The following is a 22,977-nucleotide window of genomic DNA, read 5'->3' as shown; positions in this document are numbered from 1 at the left end:
GTTTCGATGCAGCACTTTTTTGTATGAAGAGGTAATATATGATACGCAAGTTTGATGCTAAAAATTTCAAGTGGGATGGCGTCGACACCTTGGTATATAAACAAGATGGTAGTCCTTTTAAAGATGTAACACGTCAAGTGCTGTACGATGGTGCTTATGATATTCCATGCCAATTCCGTTATTTTGAATGTTTGCCAGGTGGTTATTCCACATTAGAATATCATGAGCATACGCATATGGTTATGATATTCCGCGGCAAAGGTCAGCTTTTATTAGGTGACGAAATTCATGATGTAGAGTCTGGTGATTTCATTGAAATTCCAGGCAAGACAATTCATCAGTTCCGCGCTAATAAAGGGGATTATATTGGTTTCTTATGTTTGGTAAACCAAGAGCGAGATAAGGTTAAATTATTATCTCCAGAAGAAATGGAAAGATTACAGGCAAATCCTAAGATCAAAGAATTCTTAGAAAGTTGCTAATATATATGGCGGTTATGTGTGATGACCGCCATATCGTTTTATAATCAACTGTAACTGTAACTGTAACTGTAACTGTAACTGTAACTGTAACTATTACTGTAATAGTTGATTTGTGTAGTTTGATAGGGAGGTTCTATGAATCCTTTTACACGTGCGGCCCTTACCGTTTTGGTGGGCTTAGTGATTTGGTTCTTGCCTCACACGGAGGCAATTAAGCCTGAAGGGTGGCATTTATTAGCTATCTTTACGGCTACCATTGTAGGCTTTATTTTGCGCCCTTGGCCAACTGGTATTATGGCGCTCTTTGGTATCGTTGCAGCAGTAGCCACAAAGTCTATTACGATGGTGCAAGCCTTAGGTGGTTATGCAGAGGCGAATGTATGGCTTATCGTAGCGGCCGTATTCTTTTCTAGAGGTATTATTAATTCTGGTCTTGGTAAGCGCATTGCCTACACTTTGATTCGTTCATTCGGCACAAGTTCTTTAAAACTAGCTTATGCATTAGCTTGTACGGATTTGATTATCTCTCCAGCGACGCCATCTAATACGGCGCGTGGGGGTGGTATCGTATTCCCCATCGTGCAAAATATTTCTTTAGCTTTTGATTCTGAACCATATGGGAAGACAGCTCGTCGCATTGGAGCGTACTTGATGACGACGGCTCATACCATCAACACTATTACTGTAACGATCTTCTTGACTGCATGTAGTGGTAACCTACTTATTACGTCCTTAGGTGCAAAATTATTTGGCTATGATATTTCTTGGTGGGAATGGTTCCAAGCGGGTGTGATTCCTGGTGTGATTTGTATGATTTTGATGCCTTGGTTCATCTATAAAATCTATCCTCCAGAAATTAAAGAAACCCCACAAGCAGCGGCGATGGCTCAAAAAGAGTTAGATGCTCTTGGGCCTATTACAAAAGCCGAAATTTCTGTAGCCATTATCTTTGTGCTTTGTATCTTGCTTTGGGCTACTGCGATTTGGACGAAGCTTCATCCAACCGTAGTGGCTATGATGGGCGTTCTTGCATGTGTAGTAACAGGCTCTCTTACGTGGGATGATATCTTAGGTGAGCGCACTGGTTGGGATATCCTCATTTGGATGGGCACTCTGGTTGGCATGGCAGGCTTACTAGGTAAACTCGGTGTAGTTGCTGTCTTTGCAAACTTTGTTAGCCAACATCTTGCTGGTATTGACTGGTTCTGGGCATCCTTTATTATCTCTGCAACCTTTGTATACTCCCAATATTTCTTCGCTAGTGGTACGGCGCGTATTACAGCTTTGTTCTCCGCCTTTGCGGCCATTCTCGTGGCTATGGGCGCACCAATTCCGTTTACCATCTTGCTCTTTGGTTTGATGAACAGCCCTGGTTGTACATTAACTCACTATAGCTCTGGTGTAACGCCAATCTTCTTTGGCGCTGGTTATGTACCGCAAGGTACGTGGTGGCGCGTTGGGCTTGCCATTTCCGTGGTAAGCTTCCTCATCCATTTCTGGGGCGGCGCCCTTGGTATGTGGATCTTTGGTATCCTATAGTATAAAAATCCCTCACTACGGTGGGGGATTTTTTCGTGTTATATGTATATCTTTTATACCTAACTAGGCTTGCTATAGCTTTTTTATATGGTGAACTTCATAAAAAAACTATAGTGAATCTATAGAATTTATAGCGAATTATCTTGCACAGGATAATGTAACGTGTTATTATTATTCCGTGATTAATATTACAGATTATTTTAGGAGGAAACATGTTAGGTTTAGTCATTAGCTTATTGATTATTGCGCTAGTCGTGATTATTAATGACATTCGAATTATGAACAACAACTTAACACGTTTTTGTCTTAGAAGTTCCGCGAATGGGTTAATATACAATCAATAAGATTTTGGCTATATAGTTTGTTTCTTATGTGTATATTTTCCAAGGGATACATAGGTCTATTTATGTATATAGGAATTCTGTAAACAAAAGGAATATCATTTGTAAACTTTTAAGACGATTCATAGGAATCGTCTTTTTTTATGCGTTGTGAAAGCCGTCCAAGTGGATGCTTTCAAAAGTGAGGAGATTAACATGAGTTGTAGAAGTGACAATTTAAAAACAGGCGTAGCACGTGCACCACACAGATCTTTGCTAAAAGCTCTAGGTTTCGTTGACGAAGAAATGGGCAGACCAGTCATTGGTATTGCGAACTCTTTCAACGAGATTATCCCTGGTCACGTAGGCCTGAAAAATATTGTACAAGCCGTAAAAGACGGCATCCGCAACGCAGGTGGTGTGCCAATCGAGTTCAATACAATCGGTATTTGCGATGGCCTCGCAATGAACCATATCGGCATGAAATACTCCTTGGTTACACGCAATATCATTGCTGACTCCATCGAGGCAACTGCAATGGCAACACCATTCGATGCGATGGTATTCATTCCAAACTGCGATAAAGTAGTACCAGGCATGTTGATTGCGGCGGCTCGCCTTAACATTCCATCTGTATTCGTATCTGGTGGCGCAATGCTTGCTGGTGTACATAAAGGTAAAAAAATTGGTTTGTCCGACGTGTTTGAAGCAGTAGGTAAACACCAAACTGGCGAAATGGGCGACGAAGAATTGGCAAGCATTGAAGATAATGCATGTCCTACTTGTGGCTCTTGCTCTGGTATGTACACAGCAAACACAATGAACTGCTTAACAGAGGCTCTTGGTATGGGCCTTCCTGGTAACGGTACAATCCCTGCTGTATACTCTGAACGTTTACGTTTGGCTAAATTAGCAGGTATGCAAGCAGTAGAAGTATTAAAAGCAAATCTTCGTCCAAAAGATGTTATGACTCGTGAAGCCTTTGAAAATGCGGTAGCACTCGATATGGCATTAGGTGGCTCCTCTAATACAGCACTTCACTTGCCAGCCATTGCTCACGAAGCAGGTGTACCATTATCCTTAGACGATTTTGATCGCATTGCTCAAATTACACCTCAATTATCTAAATTGTCCCCATCTGGCGTATACTTCATCGAAGACTTGTATGCAGCAGGTGGCGTATCTGCAGTATTAAAACGATTAGCAGAAAATGGTCGTCTCCATACGGAGTGCCAAACAGTAGCCCTTAAAACACAAGGTGAAATTGCTGAGGCTGCTTATGTAGCTGATGAAGACGTAATTCATCCTTGGGATAATCCAGTTCACGAAACTGGTGGTATTGCTGTACTTAAAGGCAACCTTGCTGAAGATGGTTCCGTTGTAAAAGCGGGTGCTGTAGATGCAGATATGCTCGTTCATTCTGGTCCAGCAAAAGTATTCAACAGCGAAGAAGAAGCTGTTGAAGCTATTACAGGCGGTAAAATCGTAAAAGGCGATGTGGTAGTTATCCGCTACGAAGGCCCTAAAGGTGGTCCTGGCATGCGCGAAATGTTGACACCAACATCTATGATCGCAGGTATGGGTCTTGATAAAGACGTAGCCTTGTTGACTGACGGTCGTTTCTCTGGTGCTACTCGTGGTGCATCCATTGGTCACGTATCTCCAGAAGCTGCGGCAGGTGGTACAATCGCCGTTGTTGAAGATGGGGATATCATCAACATCGACATTCCAAACGGTAAATTGGAATTAGCTGTATCCGATGAGGAAATCGCTCGTCGTAAAGCTGCATTGAAACCATTCAAATCCAATGTAACTGGTTACCTTAAAAAATATGCTCTTCATGTATCCTCTGCAGCACAAGGTGCTATCGAAGTATTTGAAGACTAATAGTAGATTTTCATTAATACTAACTAGAGGAGATAGAGTACATGCATAAGTTGTATGATTTTATGGAGGCTCGTGAGCGATTAAGCACAATCACGGTGAAAACAAAATTGCTTCATAGTGATGTGTTCTCTGACGAGTGTGGCAATGATGTATATATCAAGCCAGAAAACTTACAAATAACAGGCTCCTTCAAGGTCCGTGGAGCTTATAATAAAATTGCCAAATTGACGGAAGAGGAAAAGGCGCGCGGTGTTATCGCCGCGTCTGCCGGCAACCATGCACAAGGTGTGGCGCTTGCCGCAAAACGCCTCGGCATTAAAGCGACAATCGTAATGCCAAAACATACACCTCTCATCAAGGTCAATGCAACGAAACAATACGGCGCAGAGGTCGTACTACACGGTGAGATTTATGATGAAGCTTGCCAAAAGGCGATGGAGCTCCAACAAGAACACGGTTATGTGTTTGTTCATCCTTTTGATGATGAAGATGTAATTGAAGGGCAAGGTACAATTGCATTAGAGGTTCTAGAGGAATTGCCTGATGCTGATGTATTGCTAGTCCCAGTTGGTGGTGGCGGTATTGTTTCTGGTATCGCAGCGGCTGCAAAATTAAAAAATCCTAGTATTAAGATTATTGGTGTAGAGCCTGAAGGCGCGGCTAGTGCAATTGCTGCACTTAAGGCTGACCACCCTGTGCCGCTCAATGAAGTGGCAACCATCGCAGATGGTACGGCAGTACGCCAAATTGGTGAAACTACATTAGAATATATCAAACAATATGTAGATGAAATTATTACTGTTTCTGACTATGAGTTGATGGAAGCATTCTTGTTACTCGTAGAAAAACATAAATTAGTAGCAGAAAACTCTGGTATTTTACCATTAGCAGGCCTTAGAAAATTAAACTGCACTGGTAAAAAGGTTGTAGCCATCGTCAGCGGTGGTAATATCGACGTACTTACCATTTCCTCTATGATCAATAAAGGTCTTGTCGTACGTGGTCGTATCTTTACCTTCTCTGTTAACTTGCCGGATAAACCAGGTCAGTTGGTGGCTGTTTCTCAAATGCTGGCAGAGGCAGATGCAAACGTAATTAAACTCGATCACAATCAGTTTAAAAACCTTGACCGCTTCCATGAAGTGGAATTACAAGTAACAGTAGAGACAAATGGTGAAGAACACATCCAACAGATTATTGATACTTTCAAAAATAATGGTTACATTATTAAACGTTTAAATTCCAGCGAGACCTTGTCTGAATAGCTGGTTGAAAGGGTTCCTATGAGCGCAGAAACAATCAATGGGGCACGCATTGTCCTTGAAACATTGCATCGCCTAGGTGTAACCGATATGTTCGGCTACCCAGGTGGCGCAGTCATTCCAATTTACGATGAAATTTATAGCTTCCCTGAAATTAAACATTATTTCGTTCGTCATGAACAAGGTGCAGCACATGCAGCAGACGGTTATGCTCGCGTATCTGGTCGCGTAGGTGTATGTCTTGCTACGTCTGGTCCTGGTGCGACAAATCTTGTAACAGGCATTATGACTGCGTACATGGATTCCGTACCAATGGTAGCCATTACTGGTCAGGTAGGTCGTCCTTTCATCGGTAAGGACTCCTTCCAAGAGGCGGATATTCAAGGTATTACAATGCCGATTACAAAGCATAACTATCTTGTACAAGATATTCATGATTTACCTCGCATCATTAAAGAAGCGTACTTTATTGCTGGTACAGGCCGTCCAGGTCCAGTACTTATCGATATTCCAAAGGATATTCAAACAGAAAAAATATCCATGACAGAATACAATAAATTATATGAAGTACCGATTCAACTTGAAGGCTATGATCCAACTTATAAAGGTCATCAAGGTCAAATTAAGAAGGCTGCTACGCTCATTAAAAATGCTAAGCGCCCTCTTATCATAGCTGGTGCAGGCGTATTGAAATCCGGTGCTGTAGATGAGCTTAAAGCATTGGCTGAAACAGCTCATATTCCTGTAACGAATACTTTAGTAGGCCTTGGCGGCTTCCCTGGGGACCACGAATTAGCCCTAGGTATGGTAGGTATGCACGGTTCTGTGGCGGCTAATAATAGTACAGACGAGGCAGACCTTGTTATCGCAGCAGGTATTCGCTTCCACGACCGCATTACAGGTCATCCTGATTTCTTCTGTAAAAAAGCTAAGATCATTCACATCGATATCGATCCAGCTGAAATCGACAAGAACGTCACAATCGATGTGCCGATCGTAGGCGACTTGAAACGGGTATTAACAGAGCTTAACGCACTTGTGGAGCCCGCAAAACATGAAGCCTGGCTTGAGCAAATTCGTCAGTGGCAAGAGGAGTATCCTATTGTTGTTCCAGAATCTACTGATGGTGAATTACATCCACAATATGTATTATCTGAACTTAATAAAATTGTGAAAGATGATGCTATCATCGTTTCTGACGTAGGTCAGCATCAAATGTGGGCAGCTCAATTCTTAACACATAAAAAACCTCATACCATCGTTACATCTGGTGGTGCCGGTACAATGGGTTATGGTTTACCGGCGGCTATTGGTGCACAAGTAGGTGCTCCAAAGAAACAAGTAGTTCTTGTTGTAGGTGATGGTGGCTTCCAAATGACTTGCGAAGAGCTCATGATGGTTCGTCAGTACAACTTGCCAATCAAAATTGTAATCATCAACAATGGTTATCTTGGCATGGTTCGTCAATGGCAACAAATCTTTAACGATCGTCGCTACTCCTATGTAGATTTGGAAATGAGCCCAGACTTCTTGAAATTGGCTGATGCCTTTGATTTAAAGGCGGCGCGTCTCGATAATGTGGAAACTTTCAATAAAGATTTCAAATCTTACATTACGTCTGATGAAAGCATTGTCCTAGATTGTCGCGTTGAGCGTGAAGACAATGTATTGCCAATGATTCCAGCAGGCGGCACTGTAAGCGGCATGATGGGCAAGAAAGGGGTGCTATAATGGCTAAAGAACATCAAGTCTTAGTAATTGCAAAAAATACACCAGGTATTGGTACACGTATTTTGGCACTCTTTAATCGTCGTGGTTTTAACGTTACAAAAATGACCTCTGGTATTACTAATAAGCCAGGTTATGCGCGTATTACCCTCACTGTTGAGGCGGATGACCGCATCTTAGATCAAGTTCAAAAGCAAATTTACAAGCTTATTGACGTTGTAAAGGTTAAAGTCTTTGAAGATCATGATGTAGTATGTCGTGAATTGATGCTTATTAAGGTAAAAGCGACCGCTACAACACGTTCTCAAATTGTACAAATTGCCGATGTATATCGCGGTAATGTACTTGATATTTCTCCTACGTCCATGATTATTGAAGTCATCGGTAGTGTTGAAAAGTTGCGCGGTTTCATCCAAATTATGGAAACGTATGGTATCCTTGAAATTGCAAAAACTGGTATTACAGCGATGAGCCGTGGAGAAAAAATGTAGGAGATGATAGAGTGGGGAATGAATTACTCCATTATGAAAATGTCTGCTTTCGTCGCGATGGTAGACATATCCTAGATAATGTAAATTGGCATATAGAGGAAGGTGAACATTGGGCCCTCTTAGGGCTCAATGGGGCTGGTAAATCGACGCTTCTCAGCATGATACCAGCCTACCAAATTCCAACAACGGGCACCTTGCGTGTCTTTGGTCATGAATTTGGGAAATATGCATGGCCTAAAATCAAATCGAGATTAGGCTTTGTTAGCTCTGCTCTAGGACAGTTTCAGTCTACCTTGGATAAGCAAGTTGTAGAGGATGTCATCATTTCTGGTGCTTTCAATAGCATCGGTATATACCAAGAGGTTGCACCAGATGTGCGTGAACGTGGTATGCAATTATTAGCTGAGTTTGGGGTAAGCCACTTAGAAGGACATCGCTTTCATACTTTGTCCGCTGGAGAACAGCGACGTGTATTATTGGCACGGTCCATCATGGCAAATCCAGATTTACTGATTTTGGATGAGCCTTGCTCTGGCTTAGACTTACCAGCGCGAGAACAATTCTTGCGTACAGTTGCTAACTTGGTTGCGGAGCAACAGACACCGATTATCTATGTGTCACATCAAATTGAAGAGATACTACCAGCGATTACACATGTAGCCATCTTGCGAGAAGGCAAGATGATACATGCGGGGCCTAAACACGCTGTATTAACAGATGAAAATCTGTCTGATGTGTTTGGTATTCCCGTACAAGTTGTGTGGAAAGATGATCGCCCGTGGGTGATTGTTCGGTAGTAATCAAATTTCTTTATCAGTAACTTTGAATTTAGCTTACTGATACTAAATTAATGTACGCCACATCTTGCAAAAATTTGTTGGATTGTGTACAGTATATATTAGTCTATATTCTATTGAATATGTTTGGAGGTTGTCTAATATGGCAGGTAAAATTTTAGGTACTACAGTTTATTATGATGCAGATTGTAATTTGGGCAAATTAGAAGGCAAAAAAATTACAGTTTTAGGTTACGGTTCTCAAGGTCATGCGCATGCATTGAACTTAAAAGAAAATGGTATGGACGTAACAATTGGTCTTCGTGGTGGTTCTTCTAGCTGGAAAGCTGCAGAAGAAGCAGGCCTTACAGTAAAAGAAACTGCAGAAGCAGTTAAAGGTGCTGACATCGTTATGGTATTGATTCCAGACGAATTACAAGCTGACGTTTACGCAAACGATATTGAGCCAAACTTGAAACAAGGCGCATACTTGGCATTCGCTCATGGCTTCAACATTCACTTCGGTAAAATCGTTCCTCGTGAAGACGTAAACGTATTCATGGTAGCTCCTAAAGGCCCTGGTCATTTAGTTCGTCGTACATACCAAGAAGGCTCCGGCGTTCCTTGCTTGTACGCTGTAGAAAAAGATCCATCTGGCGATACTGAAGAAGTTGCATTAGCATGGGCTTCCGGTGTAGGCGGTGGCCGTTCCGGTATCTTGGAAACTAACTTCAAATCCGAAACTGAAACTGACCTCTTCGGTGAACAAGCTGTATTGTGCGGCGGCGTTACTGAATTGATCAAAACTGGTTTCGAAGTATTAACTGAAGCTGGTTATGAACCTGTAAACGCTTACTTCGAGTGCTTACATGAAATGAAATTGATTGTAGACCTTATCTACGAAGGTGGCTTCCAAAAAATGCGCCACTCCATCTCCAACACTGCTGAATACGGCGACTACCATGCAGGTCCTCGCGTAATCACTGCAGATACTAAAAAAGCGATGGAACAAATCTTGGCTGATATCCAATCCGGTAAATTCGCTGACGAATTCTTGGCTGATTCCAAAAATGGTCAAAAATTCCTTAAAGAACATCGCGAAGCAGCAGCTGTTCATCCAATCGAACCAGTTGGTGCAGAACTTCGCAACTTGATGAGCTGGTTGAAATAAGAGTATTATTTAGTAATCTCTTGTACAGCAATATGCAAATTAAAAGCGCTCCTTTTATGGGGCGCTTTTGTATTGTATTATTTAATACCTATCTAACTATATGGTTGAGTTAGAAAACATATACTAAAAAACAGATGATGTGCTAATCACATCATCTGTTTTATATATCAAAATAGTAATTTTGTGTATTGAATAATAGGAAACTTTTTTATATAATATTCTTTCAAATTTTAATATAATAGATATGATAGTAATTAACGTAAATAAACTTGTGCTTTATAATAAAGGGCCTCGTTATTTATAAATAGACGTAATAGTAATTCATTTGAAAGGAGTATTAAAAATGGACTTCTATACGGTTTCATATGTGGAGAGTCAGATTACATCTAGTCACACAGTAGGCTTTGTTATTTTTGTAGTTATTTTATTAGCCCTTCTCGGTGTTGGGATTCAGGTGTTGCGTAATGGGTTTACTAGCCGTTATCGCGATTTAACTGTTATTTTATCCTTAATTATTGTATTTTTCTTAGGGTTAGAATATCAAGAATATGGTCGTGTAAAAAACTACTCTGAAGATTCCTCTCGAATGGCTCAATTCTTACATTCCTTTAGTGCCGAACGCAATATACCAGAAGAGCAATTAGCGATTAACTCTTTGAAGGTTCGTAATGGTATGATTTTAAAAGTAAGTGATGCTTATTATGAGGTACAATTTAATCCTGAATATACGACGTATACAACTACTCGTGTGTATAAGGTGAGTCCAGAAGATCGACTTCATGATAAAGCTGATTAAGGTTGTAAGGAGTTCATCATGACAGATTTCATACCTATGTATGGGATGGTATTTGCTAAATTAGGTATTGGCTTATTGGCTATCATTTTACAAATTAATGTAATGGGGAAAGGAAATTTAGCTCCTACATCTGCGCAAGACCAATTACAGAACTATGTACTTGGTGGTATTATCGGTGCGATTATTTAGAATCCTGCCATTAGTATTCTCCAATTTATACTAGTTCTTGTCTTATGGACAATTCTAGTAATGACCATAAAATTCCTGAAGGGTAATTTTAGATTCTTCAAAAAAATTCTTGATGGTCATCCTGCTATTCTTGTAGAGAATGGTGTGATTCTGACAGATCAATGTATGCGATTTGGTATGCAGGCTGCAGAATTAAAAATGAAATTGCGTGCAGCTGGTGTTCAGCGAGCAAAGGACGTAAAACGTGCTATTTTAGAACAAAATGGACAGTTAAAGGTTGTTAAGTTCGGAGAAGAAAATGTTTTATTAGATTTGATCACTGATGGTCAAATTAATCCTTTTGCACTAGACTTAATTAATAAAGATGAAGAATGGCTTATTAGTGAAGTGAACAAGCAAGGCTATACGGTTAAGCAAGTATACGTAGCTGAATATACGGATGGTCAGGTTGATATATATCCATTTGAACAAACTTCAGTCTTAAAGATTTTTAAAAAGCATAAAAAGGAGTAATAATATGATAGAATCTATGACTATATATGGCATGGTTTTTGCTAAACTTGCCATCGGTCTCTTAGCTATTATTCTACAAATCAATTTAATGGGGAAGGGCAATTTAGCACCAACATCTGCATTAGACCAATTGCAAAACTACGTACTTGGTGGTATTATCGGTGCCATTATTTACAATGATCAAATTGGTATTTTACAATTTATGTTAGTCCTTATCTTATGGACTATCCTTGTAATGACGCTTAAATTCTTAAAAGGTAATCTTCGCTTCTTCAAAACGATTCTTGATGGTCATCCAGTTATCGTTATCGAAAAAGGGCAGGTGTTAACTGAAGAATGTATGCGTTATGGGATTCAATCAGCAGAGTTAAAACTTAAACTTCGTGCTGCTGGTGTACAATATATTACAGACGTTAAACGTGCTGTATTGGAGCAAAATGGGCAGCTTAATATAGTTCAGTTTGGTGATGATAATATCCGATTTGACCTCATTAATGATGGCCAAATTAACCAATTTACTCTTGATATGATTGAAAAGGACAGAGAATGGCTTGAACAAGAGGTTCAAGAACAAGGTTATTCCGTGAAGGATATTTATATTGCTGAATATAAAGATGGTAAAGTTGTATTATATCCTTATGAGAAAAAACGTCGCCCTCAGATTGTAAATAGTCTTAAAGCTAAGACTACTCAAACTAAGGATACCTTAAAATCTAAAATTTAATATCCTTTATAGTATTAATAGATTGTTCTATAATTTGCTAAAGATAATATAATAGACTTTTATTAAGCCCACTACTTGTGTAGTGGGCTTATATAGAAAGGAAAGTAGTGAATCGTAAAGATTTAATTGATCGATTACAAGCTTTATATAAAGACGAGGATAGTCGAGTTACTGTAAATCCTCATGCAGGGCAGAAGGTGGCTATGGTCTATCCCAATACATATTTTGTAGGCATGAGTAATCTTGGTCTTCACATCATTTATGAGGAAATCAACTTACGCCATGATAGCGTATGTGAACGTATCTTCTTACCTGAGAAAAAGGAATTAGAAGCATATGATAAGACTAAGACACCGTTAATGAGCGTTGAAACACAGCGGCCTATGCATCAATTTGATGTGGTGGCCTTTGACGTGACCTTTGAAATGGACTATTTCCATATTCCGCTGATGTTACGTCATGGACGCGTACCTATTATGGGGAAAGATCGCACTGAATTTGATCCTATCGTCATTGCCGGGGGCCCTTGTGCTACCTTCAATCCAGAGCCCTTTGCGGATTTTATTGATGCTTTCATCATTGGTGAAGGGGAAGGCATCGTCAGTCGCGTTCTAGATATTATTCGCGATGGCAAAATGGAGGGTCTAGATCGACATGCTATTTTGCGTCAATTAGCGAATGAGTCTGGCGTATATGTTCCGTCCTTGTATGTGCCAATTTACAGTGAAGAAGGCGAATTTAAAGGTTACCATATTGCAGAAGGCGTGCCAACAACGATTACACGCCATTTTGAAATGCTCACTAGCGGCGGTGAAACCGTAGTGGCTACGAACTATACCGAGTTTGGTGCCATGTATATCATCGAGGTAGCACGTGGTTGTGGCCGTCATTGTCGGTTCTGTATGGCTGGATACTGCTTCCGCGTGCCTCGTGTGCGTCCTCTCGATATTTTAAAAGAAGGCGTAGATAGAGCGGAGCAATTAGGTAAAAAGGTAGGCCTTATGGGGGCCGCTATTTCTGATTATCCAGAGGTCGATGAGTTAGTTAATTATATTCGCTCTAAAGATATGCGCTACTCCTGTGCGTCCTTGCGGGCGGACTCCTTAACGCAAGCCGTAGTAGATGGCTTGGCTGACAGTGGTCAAAAGACGATTACCATTGCTCCCGAAACGGGCAGTGAACGGTTGCGCCGCGTCATCAATAAGGGCATTAGCGAAGAACATTTACAAAATGCAGCTACCTTATCTGCAAAGTCTGGCATTCAACATATGCGCCTCTATATTATGATTGGCCTTCCAACGGAAACTGACGAAGATATCGAAGCTATCGTAGGCCTTGCAGAACGGACACAAGCTCATATGGCAGAGGTAGGCTGTAAAGGGCGGTTAACGCTCAGCATTAATCCATTTATTCCGAAGCCTTTTACACCGTTCCAATGGATGGCTATGGATAATCAAAAAACGGTAGAGAAAAAACTGCAATATATTAAGAAGGCATTGCAAAAGAATCGTCGCATCGAGGTGCTCGTTGAATCACCTAAAGAGGCATATATCCAAGGTGTACTAGCTCGTGGTGATCGCCGTCTAGGCGCTGTCATTGCCGCATGCGCCGCAGATCGTGGTAGCAAGTCCTTCAAAGCTGAATTGAAGGCCGCAGGCCTAGATATGGATGAAATGAACTATCGTGAACGCAGCTTTGATGAATTCTTGCCCTGGAGCCACTTAGATATGGGCATGGACGAAGGTTATCTTGAAATGGAATGGAAGCGTTCCGTTGATGAAGCGTATACACCGCCGTGTGTACAAGGCTGTAAACGTTGTGGTGTTTGTAAATAGGAGGTACTCATGAATGAATCTGTAAAACGTATAGATGTAAAAGGACCTCATGGTACTTGGTCCTATGAAGCACCCAAATGGACTGAACAATTTCCTATCGTTATGGGAGATACCTATCGTCATGGTGGCGTATCGAAGGCCCCTTATGAATCGTTAAACTTAGCCTTTCACGTAGGGGATGAGGCTCAGAATGTACGAGCTAATCGAGCTATTGTGACGGATCATTTAGGCGTTAATCCGACGCGTATTTCCTGCGGTAATCAAGTACATGGTCTTAAGGCTGTAGAAATTACGGAAAACCTCGTTGGTGCTGGTGCCCTAGGGGAGGATACGGCTATTGCTGACTGTGATGCGGTATTTACAAGATTACCCAATGTGCCATTGTTCTTGTTTACGGCGGACTGCGTAGGCGTTGGTATTTACGATGCTAAACATCATGCTATCGCTACCGTACATGCAGGCTGGCGCGGTGCTATCGGACATTTGCCAGTGCTCACGATTGAGGCTATGAAAGAAACTTACGGCACTGAGTTCAAAGATTGTTATGTATATCTTGGGCCGAGTATTGGGCCGGAGTCATTTGAAGTCGACGTAGAGCTAGGAAAACGCTTTGAATTAGCTTGGCGAGCTATGACAAAGCGAAATGCAGCTGACGTGGTTAACTACCCTGGTGATAAATTAGATAAGGCCTATATCAATTTATGGAACTTTATTGCCGAAGGACTCATAATTAATGGTGTACCTAGAGAACATATTGCTATCGGTGGTACCGATAGTGTAATTGAAAGCGACTGCTATTCCTATCGCCGTGAAGCAGGAACAACAGGCCGTATGGCACTCTTTGGAATGTTACAAGAGCGCTAATAATTAGCTTTCACAATAATTAGAATCAAGCAGATGATTGTTAGCATATCCATGCAAGGATTTATGGTGCTTATAAGCTCTAAATCATGTACATTCAAGGCTAAATACTATATAATAGAATAGTCTATACAAATATATTTAATGATTACTATATATAGATTGAAGGGGGCATTCACGTGATTGAAGAATCCCTACACGCAATACAGCAGCGCATGGCAGATGCTATGGCGCGCGTTGGTCGCGTAGATACAGCATTGTTAGTGGCGGTTACAAAGAATCACCCTGTGTCAGCTGTAGAGGAGGCGGCTAGTCTCGGTGTCACTCATGTAGGGGAAAACCGAGTACAAGAGGCCAAGGAAAAACAGCTCACCTATAAGGGGCCACAATTAACATGGCACTTGATTGGACATTTACAGGTCAACAAGGTGCGTCAAGCGGTGCCTATGTTTGATTTAATTCATTCTGTAGACAGCCGTAAACTATTAGATGAAATCGAAAAGGTTGCTACAAAGCACGACAAGGTGCAAGACGTATTATTGCAAGTCAATGTAGCTCGAGAAGCCTCCAAAACGGGCATGTCCGTAGAGGAGTTTCCAGATATTCGAGACTATGCAAAGACATTGCCTCATGTACGTGTACGGGGCTTGATGTGTATGGCGCCATTTTTCGACAATCCAGAGGAAGCACGTCCAATCTTCCGCGTAGCAAACGCCTTGTATGAGGATATGAAAGGCTACTTTGAAGAGGGGCAGATTCAATATTTATCTATGGGGATGACTCACGACTTTGAAGTCGCTTTAGAAGAAGGGGCTAACATCGTTCGTGTAGGCACAGCAATTTTTGGGGAACGTGTGTATGATTAAGGCTTGGGTTGCCTGATAATCGATAGCGTTAAGTATTAGGAGGAAATCCAAATGGCATTGGGAGATTATTTAGACAAAGCAAAAAACTTATTCTTAGGCAAAAATGATGATGACTATGAATATGATGATTATGACTATGAAGATGAAGAGGAATATGAAGCGGAACCTACACCAGTAGCTCCAGTAGCTCCAGTATCCGGCGCATCTGAATTTCATCCACGCAAGGTAGGAGGCCAATCTACGATGACACAACGTCCAACAGCTATGAAAGTAGTTGTAATTGAACCAAAAGTATTTGAAGATTCTGAAAATATTACACATCAATTGCGCGACATGCGTCCTGTATTGATCAACTTTGAAAATACAGATCCTCATGAAGCAGCTCGTATTGTGGACTTCGTATCTGGTGCGACTTTTGCATTGGATGGCAAATTGGAAAAAGTAGGTAAAGATATTTTCATGTGTGTACCTGTAAACATTTCCATTGATTATTCTGATAATGACAGCAACAAAACTGAGCAAAACGAATACGCTTGGGACAATAAATAATTTCTTTATAAATGGTGGTGACAACGATGTTAGGTAAAACCCTATGTATAGGCGTTGGCTCAATGGGTGGCGCTCTATTGCGCGGTGCATTACAGCATGGCGTATTGAAAGCAAGTGATACACACATTCTCGTGCGTCGCGAAGAACAATGTAAGGCTCTAACTGAGGAACTCGGTATAGTAGGTTTTACTACATTGCCTGATGTAAACGAGTACAATACCATTTTGTTGGCCGTAAAACCACAAGTGTTACCATCTGTATTAGAAACGTTAAAAGAAGTACCTTATGGGACTGTTATGATTTCCGTTGCAGCAGGTATCACCTTAGATACTCTAGATGCAGCGATTCCGCAAGCTAACTGGTTTAGAGCTATGCCAAATACACCGGCTTCTATCGGTGCAGGCATGACGGCTCTTGCTGGGGATGATGTGAATACAGACCTTGGTCGCGCTGTGCAAGCCTTGTTTGAGGCTGTCGGCGAAGTGGCCGTGGTAAGCGAAGCTGATTTAGATCGCTTAGGCGCACTATCTGGTGCAGGTCCTGGCTATATGTTCGTCATTCTTGATGCTTTAGCTGATGCGGGCGTTCGCATTGGATTGCCTCGTCACTTGGCAATCAAGGCCGCGGCTCAAACGATGTATGGTGCTGGTAAGATGGCTCTTGAAAGTGGCAATCATCCAGCAGTACTACGAGATCAAGTAACAAGTCCAGGTGGCACGACCATTGCCGGTATTGGTGCTATGGAAAAAGGTGGACTTCGCAGTGCTCTCCAAGACGGCGTAGTAGCATGTCTTGCTCGGTCGAATGAATTGGGGAAATAATTTTGGCAGATACTAGTAAATTAATACGATATTTTGAAGCCAGTGGCAGCGGTGAGGAAGCTCGTCGCATGCTTGACTTGGCTGAGCAGGTTGTAAAAGGTCGCCCTTACCGCGTGGCGGACTTTACGAGCCCTGCAGGTCTTGTCATTGCAGACGCAATCAAGGCTAACTACCCACAGCTTATCGTTAAGACAGATGGTGGCTATGAAGGGGCGGAACGTATCCGCATCGCCTTTGTAGATAGCGACTTTAACGGTACTGTGGACATGGGCATTCGCGCCCTTAAGGTGAATTGGGACCCACGGTTCCGATTGCTTACCCATCGCGATGTGCTAGGCTCCTTGATGGGCCTTGGCATTGATCGCTCCAAATTTGGGGACGTTATCGTTCAGCAAGGGGGCGCTCAAATTATGGTGGATGAAAGCGTAGCAGACTTTGTAATCCAAAACTTTACAAAAATCGCTATGGTTTCCGTATCTGTAGAGGCTATTGAGCTATCGGATATTGCACCAAAAGAAGAAAAAATTAAAGAAGTCCGCACTACAGTTGCTTCTTTGCGCTTAGATGCGGTGGCAAGTTCTGGTTTTAGCGTGTCTCGTACTAAATTGGTAAGCGCTATAAATGCAGGATTATTGCAAGTAAACTGGCAACCAGCTAAGGGGGCATCCCAAGAGGTTAAAGAAGGGGATGTGATTTCTATGCGTGGTCGTGGCCGAATGAAGGTAGAAGCCATTACAGGTACATCTCGTAAGGGGCGTATCGGCGTATATCTGAAACGATTCATGTAGGCAATTGAAAATCGGCTTGACCATCAAGCCGATTTTTTTATATATAGTAGGACAGCCATGGTATCCATAACATTTCAACCTACAACAGAAGATACAATCCTATTCGTAGGCGGCGGGGAGGTCGCAGAGCGACGAATGCAGCTCTTTGTTAAGGAGCCATGCAATATTGTGGTAATTGCTCCCACTGTAACAGATAGGATTTGCCAATGGGCAAAGGATAATCGTATCACTTGGCACGACCGTGCTTTCACAATGGACGATGAACACCACATTATAACGAGCAGTTTGTTCTTTATCTGCACAGATAATAGCGAATTAAACGATACGTTAGATGATATGGGGAAAAAACACCGCGTTTGGACTAATCGCAGTGACGCCCCTAGGGCGTGCAGATTTACTGTACCTTCATCCCTTGAACTAGGTGATCTTCACATCGCTATTAGCGCTAATAACGTAGGGCCTCGTATCAATCGCCTCGTGCGGCAAGATATGATGAATCGTTATGGGCAGTTGCAAAAGGCTATGCCTAGACTTAAAATATTTAGAGAAGAAGTAAAGTTACTACTTCCTACCCCAGAGGCTCGACAGAAATTTTGGCGAGATCATCTGACCGTAGAAACTTTTGAAGCCATTCTCAAGGGAGAGTGGATGACTATAGAGGAGAAACTTGACCATGAAATTAGTGGTATTAGGTCTAAATCATAGAAGTGCCGCTGTAGAGGTGCGTGAACGTTTCTCGTTTGATAAAGACGAGGTAGTTACTGCACTGAACCGCCTCTATGAATTTGACTGTGTAGCAGAATGTGTTATTTTGTCTACATGCAATCGAACTGAAATCTATGCGGCCTTAGAAGGTGTAGAGTTCCCTAAAGAATACATGTTGGCAGTGTTAAAAGATTTAAAAGGTGCCGACCACATCGATGAAGATGCCTTTTTCTTCTATGAAGAGCGCGATTGCATTGAACATCTATTCCGAGTATCTGCGAGCCTTGATTCCCTTGTGTTGGGGGAAGGTCAAATCTTGAGCCAATTAAAAGGGGCTTATATTCAGGCTTATAGCGCAGGCTGTACGGGCACAATTTTTAATATCTTATTCCAACGCGCTATTAGTGTTGGTAAAAAGGTGCGTACTAATACGGGCATTGCTAATACGCCTGTATCCGTTAGTTACACTGCTGTTAACCTTGCGGAGGATAGCTTAGAAAAACCTTTATCTGAAGCAACTGTACTCATCTTAGGGGCAGGCACCATGAGTGAGTTGACCGCAACGCACCTACAAGCAAAGGGCGTAAAAACGATTTTCGTATCCAATAGAACCTTTGCAAAAGCAGAAGTATTGGCTGAACGCTTCAACGGTAAGGCCGTTAAGCTCGATAATTTTGTAGATTACGCTAAAGATGCGGATATCCTCATCACATCTACAGGGGCGCCACATTATATTATTACAGAGCGAGAAGCAAAGAAAATTGCCTCCCTTCGCAAAGGTGAGCCAATCGTTATGATTGATATTGCGGTACCCCGCGATATCGATCCCGGCGTAGCAGATATGGAAGGTATTTACCTGTTTAATATCGACTCTCTTGAAAGTGTAGTCGAAGAAAATAAGGCACAGCGCGAAGAGGAAGCTCGTCGTGCAGAGCCTATCATTCACGACGCCATTGAAGAGTTATTAGATAAATTGAGCTATTTGACGGTGCGTCCAATGATGGCACTACTCACAGAAAAAGCGGAACGCATTCGCCGCCGTGAGTTACATCGCGCATTAGCTAAATTGCCTGATATTTCTGATAAGGAGCGCCGCATTATGGACTCTATGAGTCGCATGATCATTCGCAAAATGTTGCGTGAACCGATGATTCACTTCAACGAAATCGCTGGTACAGAGGAAGAAGGTTTGTACTGGGATTTATTCAAAGATATGTTTAATCTTGAGAAAGAAGGCTAAGGCCATGAGAGACCATATTCGAATCGGCACGCGAAAAAGTGCCCTTGCCCTATGGCAGGCTGAACATATTAGTGCAGAGTTACAAGGTCTGTACCCAAACATTACGGTCGAGCTAGTTCACTTTAATACAAAAGGGGACCGTATCTTGGAAAAACCACTGGCTCAAGTTGGTGGCAAAGGTTTGTTTACAGCTGAATTAGAAGAAGCTATGCACAAAGGCGATATTGATATCGCCGTACATAGCTTGAAAGATATGCCTACAGAGTTGCCAGAAGGGCTAACTCTTGGTGCTATCTCTGCTCGTGAAGTGCCTTACGATGCGCTTGTGAGCCCCGTGTATAAAACATTAGATAAATTGCCTCAAGGTGCTCGCGTCGGTACAAGTAGCTTGCGTCGTCAAGCGCAATTATTACATGTCCGTCCTGACCTTAAGGTCGAGGTTATCCGCGGTAATGTACAAACTCGTTTGAGCAAGATTGAAACAGAAAAACTAGATGGCGTTATCTTGGCACAAGCTGGTCTTAAACGGTTGGGCTTAGATGATCAAATTACCCAAGTATTTAAAGCCGATGAAATGATTCCTGCTGTTGGTCAAGGGGCACTTGCTATCGAGTGTCGTGCTGACGATACGGAAATGCTTGAAATGCTGGCTCCTATTAACGACGAAGCTACGCGCTATGCTGTTGAAGGGGAACGCAGCTTCTTGCGTCAGTTAAATGGTGGTTGCCAAGTGCCGATGGGGGTACATGGTACTATTGAGAAAGGTCAATTGACCTTAAAGGCTATGATCGCTTCCCTCGACGGTAAAACGGTATACGAAGGGGAAATTTCTGGGCCAGCGAAAAAAGCTGAAATTCTTGGTAAAAACCTAGCAAAAGCCTTATACGAAGAAGGTGGCAAACATATTGTGGATGCTCTCATAGAGGAAGGAATTATAAAATGACAGGTATGGTATATCTAATCGGTGCAGGCCCTGGCGATGTTAAACTCATTACTGTAAAAGGTCGCGAATGCATTGAAAAAGCAGATGTAATTGTATATGACTATTTAGCAGATGCTCATTTGTTAGAATGGGCTCGCCCAGATGCAGAGTTGATTTACGCTGGTAAACAATGTAAAGATCACACAATGCACCAATGGGAAATCAATGAGCTGTTAGTTCAAAAAGGTAAAGAAGGTAAAATCGTAGCACGCTTAAAGGGCGGCGACCCACTCGTATTCGGTCGCGGTGGTGAAGAGGCGATGGCTCTTGGGGAAGCTGGTGTACCATTTGAATTCGTACCAGGCGTAACATCTCCAATTGCAGCCCCTGCTTATGCAGGCATCCCTGTAACACAACGCGCTATGGCTACATCCTTTGCGGTTGTAACCGGTCATGAGGATCCAACTAAAGAAGTATCTGGTATTCACTGGGAAGGCCTTGCTACAGCAGTAGATACACTTTGCTTTGTAATGGGCGTTGGCAACTTGCCTACCATTGCAGAAAAATTGATGGCTCATGGTCGTGCACCATCTACACCAGTAGCGCTTATTCGTTGGGGCACAAAAACGGTTCAAGAGGTTCTCGTATCTACCCTTGAACATGTAGTAGAAGATGTAGAAAAGGCACAACTAAAAGCGCCAGCTATCATCGTAGTAGGCGATGTAGTTAACCTTCGTGAAAAATTACAATGGTTCGATAATAAGCCGTTATTCGGCAAAACTATTGTAGTTACACGCGCTCGCTCCCAAGCTAGTGCATTCCGCGAAAAATTAGCAGCTCAAGGTGCTAATGTAGTAGAAGCGGCAGCGATTAAAACATCTCCATTGGAGTTGTTTGATGAAGATCGTCGTATCATCAATAATACAAAACAATATCAATGCATCGTATTCACATCTGGTGAAGGGGTACGTTACTTCTTCGATGCTCTTTATAAAGAGGGTAAGGATACACGTGCATTAGGTAACTCTAAAGTAGCAGCTATCGGCTGTGCTACAGCTCGGGAGCTTCAAAAATATGGCATCGTACCGGATATCATTCCTGTAGACTACAAGGCTGAATCTGCTGTAGAGGCTCTTGAAGAAGAGCTCAAAGCAGGGGACTCCGTATTGCTCATCCAACCAAAAGTAGCGCGCGACGTAATTCCACGCTCTTTGCGTCATCACGATATAGATGTAGATATCTTGCGTTTATATGAAACGACACAAGATACATCTCAACAAGAAGCATTAGTAAATGCCTTAACAGAAGGTACTGTAGATTATATTACGTTTACAAGTTCCTCTACAGTAACCAATACAATTCAATTATTGGGGGATAATGCATTAGAGCTATTAGGAAAAACTAAGATTGCTTGCATCGGACCTATCACAGCTGCTACAGCTATGAGTGCAGGTCTTAAACCGGCGGTCATCAGCGATGTATATACAACTGATGGCTTGGTAAATGCTATTGTAAAGGACATTTAGGAGGATTACATGTACGATTTAACATACCGTCCTCGCCGCTTGCGTATCAATCCAGAAATGCGTGATTTGGTACGGGAAACGACACTCGACGTAACTGATTTAATTTATCCATTATTTATTGTTCCTGGCGAAGGTATCAAAAATGAAATCGACACATTGCCAGGTCAATACCACTTGTCTGTTGATGAGGCTGTGAAAGTAGCGCAAGAGGCCTATGATCTTGGTGTGCGCGGTGTAGAAATCTTTGGTATTCCTACATATAAAGATGAGCAAGGCTCCTCAGCGTGGGATATGTCCCAACCTGTACAACAAGCTATTAAAGCTATCCGCGCAGCAGTGCCAAACCTATTGGTTATTTCTGACGTATGCTTGTGTCAATATACCTCTACAGGTCACTGTGGCATGATTGATGACCATGAAATCTTGAACGATGAAACATTACCATTACTTTGCAAAGTAGCGGTAAGCCAAGCAGAAGCTGGTGCTCATATGGTGGCTCCATCCGATATGATGGATGGCCGTGTAGGTGCTATCCGTGAAGCTCTTGATGCGGCAGGGTACACAAATGTATCTATTATGAGCTATGCCGCAAAATATGCATCTGCGTATTATGGTCCGTTCCGTGGTGCTGTAAACTCTTCTCCAAAATTTGGGGACCGCAAGTCCTATCAAATGGACCCAGCTAATCGCTTGGAAGCTTTCAGAGAAATCGAACTTGACATCGCTGAAGGTGCAGATATTATCATGATTAAACCAGCTTTGTCCTACTTGGATATCGTTCGTGAAACACGTGACCGCTATGAATTACCTGTAGCGGTATACAATGTGTCTGGCGAATATGCAATGGTTAAATCTGCTGCTGCAGCTGGTCTTATCGACGAAGAACGCCTCGTTATGGAAACAATGCTTTCTATGAAGCGCGCCGGTGCTAAAATCATCATTACGTACCATGCTATAGATATTGCTAAATGGTTACAACAATAAGG

Annotated in this window: 21 protein-coding genes and 1 pseudogene; all 22 read left to right on the top strand. The window is 42.2% G+C overall.

What is annotated here, in order from left to right; all coding sequences use genetic code 11:
- Positions 1-38 precede the first annotated feature (38 nt).
- The 22 genes and pseudogenes from VEHSUH06_RS00360 to hemB all read left to right on the top strand — a co-directional run bounded on the left by VEHSUH06_RS00360 (position 39) and on the right by hemB (position 22,975).
- Positions 39-482 (top strand): cupin domain-containing protein, encoded by a 444-nt coding sequence (locus VEHSUH06_RS00360; protein WP_105097384.1) that lies wholly within the window; start codon positions 39-41, stop codon positions 480-482.
- A 135-nt stretch (positions 483-617) separates the two neighbouring features.
- Positions 618-2,021: a DASS family sodium-coupled anion symporter gene (locus VEHSUH06_RS00355; protein ID WP_105097383.1), complete on the top strand. Its 1,404-nt coding sequence runs from the start codon at positions 618-620 to the stop codon at positions 2,019-2,021.
- Positions 2,022-2,557: 536 nt separating this feature from the next.
- Positions 2,558-4,228: a dihydroxy-acid dehydratase gene (gene ilvD / locus VEHSUH06_RS00350; protein WP_105081903.1), complete on the top strand. Its 1,671-nt coding sequence runs from the start codon at positions 2,558-2,560 to the stop codon at positions 4,226-4,228.
- A 41-nt stretch (positions 4,229-4,269) separates the two neighbouring features.
- Complete coding sequence (ilvA, locus tag VEHSUH06_RS00345; RefSeq protein ID WP_105097382.1) at positions 4,270-5,493, top strand: threonine ammonia-lyase; 1,224 nt, start codon at positions 4,270-4,272, stop codon at positions 5,491-5,493.
- An 18-nt stretch (positions 5,494-5,511) separates the two neighbouring features.
- Positions 5,512-7,221 carry a biosynthetic-type acetolactate synthase large subunit gene (gene ilvB, locus VEHSUH06_RS00340; protein ID WP_105081902.1) on the top strand — a complete coding sequence of 570 codons (1,710 nt, stop codon included), beginning with the start codon at positions 5,512-5,514 and terminating at the stop codon, positions 7,219-7,221.
- Positions 7,221-7,709, top strand: a complete 489-nt coding sequence (ilvN, locus tag VEHSUH06_RS00335; protein WP_009351165.1) for an acetolactate synthase small subunit — start codon at positions 7,221-7,223, stop codon at positions 7,707-7,709. Before ilvB ends, ilvN begins: the two co-directional genes overlap by 1 nt.
- An 11-nt stretch (positions 7,710-7,720) precedes the next feature.
- Complete coding sequence (locus VEHSUH06_RS00330; RefSeq protein WP_105097381.1) at positions 7,721-8,506, top strand: ABC transporter ATP-binding protein; 786 nt, start codon at positions 7,721-7,723, stop codon at positions 8,504-8,506.
- Between the two features lie 142 nt (positions 8,507-8,648).
- Entirely contained in the window at positions 8,649-9,656 is a 1,008-nt protein-coding gene (ilvC, locus tag VEHSUH06_RS00325; protein ID WP_054747920.1) for a ketol-acid reductoisomerase, read from the top strand.
- A gap of 343 nt (positions 9,657-9,999) precedes the next feature.
- Positions 10,000-10,452 (top strand): DUF3290 family protein, encoded by a 453-nt coding sequence (locus VEHSUH06_RS00320; protein WP_105097380.1) that lies wholly within the window; start codon positions 10,000-10,002, stop codon positions 10,450-10,452.
- A gap of 18 nt (positions 10,453-10,470) precedes the next feature.
- Positions 10,471-11,154: pseudogene (locus VEHSUH06_RS00315) on the top strand (DUF421 domain-containing protein).
- A gap of 4 nt (positions 11,155-11,158) precedes the next feature.
- Positions 11,159-11,878, top strand: coding sequence for a DUF421 domain-containing protein (locus VEHSUH06_RS00310; protein ID WP_105097379.1), 720 nt, complete (start codon positions 11,159-11,161; stop codon positions 11,876-11,878).
- A gap of 107 nt (positions 11,879-11,985) precedes the next feature.
- The gene (locus tag VEHSUH06_RS00305; protein WP_105097378.1) at positions 11,986-13,713 is read left to right on the top strand and encodes a radical SAM protein; all 1,728 of its coding nucleotides are present in this window, start codon (positions 11,986-11,988) and stop codon (positions 13,711-13,713) included.
- Positions 13,714-13,722: 9 nt separating this feature from the next.
- Complete coding sequence (locus tag VEHSUH06_RS00300) at positions 13,723-14,577, top strand: polyphenol oxidase family protein (protein ID WP_105097377.1); 855 nt, start codon at positions 13,723-13,725, stop codon at positions 14,575-14,577.
- Positions 14,578-14,753: 176 nt separating this feature from the next.
- Positions 14,754-15,440 carry a YggS family pyridoxal phosphate-dependent enzyme gene (locus VEHSUH06_RS00295; protein ID WP_105081896.1) on the top strand — a complete coding sequence of 229 codons (687 nt, stop codon included), beginning with the start codon at positions 14,754-14,756 and terminating at the stop codon, positions 15,438-15,440.
- Positions 15,441-15,491: 51 nt separating this feature from the next.
- The gene (locus tag VEHSUH06_RS00290; RefSeq protein WP_009351152.1) at positions 15,492-15,989 is read left to right on the top strand and encodes a cell division protein SepF; all 498 of its coding nucleotides are present in this window, start codon (positions 15,492-15,494) and stop codon (positions 15,987-15,989) included.
- A gap of 26 nt (positions 15,990-16,015) precedes the next feature.
- Positions 16,016-16,810 (top strand): pyrroline-5-carboxylate reductase, encoded by a 795-nt coding sequence (gene proC, locus VEHSUH06_RS00285; protein WP_199179700.1) that lies wholly within the window; start codon positions 16,016-16,018, stop codon positions 16,808-16,810.
- A gap of 2 nt (positions 16,811-16,812) precedes the next feature.
- Positions 16,813-17,598 carry an RNA-binding protein gene (locus tag VEHSUH06_RS00280; RefSeq protein WP_009350993.1) on the top strand — a complete coding sequence of 262 codons (786 nt, stop codon included), beginning with the start codon at positions 16,813-16,815 and terminating at the stop codon, positions 17,596-17,598.
- A gap of 57 nt (positions 17,599-17,655) precedes the next feature.
- On the top strand, positions 17,656-18,303 hold the full coding sequence (locus tag VEHSUH06_RS00275) for a bifunctional precorrin-2 dehydrogenase/sirohydrochlorin ferrochelatase (RefSeq protein ID WP_105097375.1): 648 nt from the start codon (positions 17,656-17,658) through the stop codon (positions 18,301-18,303).
- Positions 18,272-19,543: a glutamyl-tRNA reductase gene (hemA, locus tag VEHSUH06_RS00270; RefSeq protein WP_105097374.1), complete on the top strand. Its 1,272-nt coding sequence runs from the start codon at positions 18,272-18,274 to the stop codon at positions 19,541-19,543. The genes VEHSUH06_RS00275 and hemA overlap by 32 nt, the downstream gene beginning before the upstream one ends.
- Before the next feature lie 4 nt (positions 19,544-19,547).
- Entirely contained in the window at positions 19,548-20,486 is a 939-nt protein-coding gene (gene hemC / locus VEHSUH06_RS00265) for a hydroxymethylbilane synthase (protein WP_105097373.1), read from the top strand.
- Entirely contained in the window at positions 20,483-21,991 is a 1,509-nt protein-coding gene (cobA, locus tag VEHSUH06_RS00260; RefSeq protein WP_105097372.1) for a uroporphyrinogen-III C-methyltransferase, read from the top strand. The genes hemC and cobA overlap by 4 nt, the downstream gene beginning before the upstream one ends.
- A 9-nt stretch (positions 21,992-22,000) precedes the next feature.
- Positions 22,001-22,975: a porphobilinogen synthase gene (hemB, locus tag VEHSUH06_RS00255; protein ID WP_105097371.1), complete on the top strand. Its 975-nt coding sequence runs from the start codon at positions 22,001-22,003 to the stop codon at positions 22,973-22,975.
- The last annotated feature ends 2 nt before the right edge of the window (positions 22,976-22,977 follow it).

The sequence above is a fragment of the Veillonella sp. S13053-19 genome (assembly GCF_002959835.1).
In the GTDB taxonomy this organism is placed as follows: domain Bacteria; phylum Bacillota; class Negativicutes; order Veillonellales; family Veillonellaceae; genus Veillonella; species Veillonella rogosae.
This window is presented reverse-complemented; position numbering and strand designations above follow the sequence as displayed.

Excerpts from the sequence above, each read along its gene's own strand:
- VEHSUH06_RS00360 (WP_105097384.1), top strand. The coding sequence starts at position 39 with ATGATACGCAAGTTTGATGCTAAAAATTTCAAGTGGGATGGCGTCGAC.
- VEHSUH06_RS00355 (WP_105097383.1), top strand. The coding sequence starts at position 618 with ATGAATCCTTTTACACGTGCGGCCCTTACCGTTTTGGTGGGCTTAGTG.
- ilvD (WP_105081903.1), top strand. The coding sequence starts at position 2,558 with ATGAGTTGTAGAAGTGACAATTTAAAAACAGGCGTAGCACGTGCACCA.
- ilvA (WP_105097382.1), top strand. The coding sequence starts at position 4,270 with ATGCATAAGTTGTATGATTTTATGGAGGCTCGTGAGCGATTAAGCACA.
- ilvB (WP_105081902.1), top strand. The coding sequence starts at position 5,512 with ATGAGCGCAGAAACAATCAATGGGGCACGCATTGTCCTTGAAACATTG.
- ilvN (WP_009351165.1), top strand. The coding sequence starts at position 7,221 with ATGGCTAAAGAACATCAAGTCTTAGTAATTGCAAAAAATACACCAGGT.
- ilvC (WP_054747920.1), top strand. The coding sequence starts at position 8,649 with ATGGCAGGTAAAATTTTAGGTACTACAGTTTATTATGATGCAGATTGT.
- VEHSUH06_RS00320 (WP_105097380.1), top strand. The coding sequence starts at position 10,000 with ATGGACTTCTATACGGTTTCATATGTGGAGAGTCAGATTACATCTAGT.
- VEHSUH06_RS00310 (WP_105097379.1), top strand. The coding sequence starts at position 11,159 with ATGATAGAATCTATGACTATATATGGCATGGTTTTTGCTAAACTTGCC.
- VEHSUH06_RS00300 (WP_105097377.1), top strand. The coding sequence starts at position 13,723 with ATGAATGAATCTGTAAAACGTATAGATGTAAAAGGACCTCATGGTACT.
- VEHSUH06_RS00290 (WP_009351152.1), top strand. The coding sequence starts at position 15,492 with ATGGCATTGGGAGATTATTTAGACAAAGCAAAAAACTTATTCTTAGGC.
- proC (WP_199179700.1), top strand. The coding sequence starts at position 16,016 with ATGTTAGGTAAAACCCTATGTATAGGCGTTGGCTCAATGGGTGGCGCT.
- VEHSUH06_RS00275 (WP_105097375.1), top strand. The coding sequence starts at position 17,656 with ATGGTATCCATAACATTTCAACCTACAACAGAAGATACAATCCTATTC.
- hemA (WP_105097374.1), top strand. The coding sequence starts at position 18,272 with ATGAAATTAGTGGTATTAGGTCTAAATCATAGAAGTGCCGCTGTAGAG.
- hemC (WP_105097373.1), top strand. The coding sequence starts at position 19,548 with ATGAGAGACCATATTCGAATCGGCACGCGAAAAAGTGCCCTTGCCCTA.
- cobA (WP_105097372.1), top strand. The coding sequence starts at position 20,483 with ATGACAGGTATGGTATATCTAATCGGTGCAGGCCCTGGCGATGTTAAA.
- hemB (WP_105097371.1), top strand. The coding sequence starts at position 22,001 with ATGTACGATTTAACATACCGTCCTCGCCGCTTGCGTATCAATCCAGAA.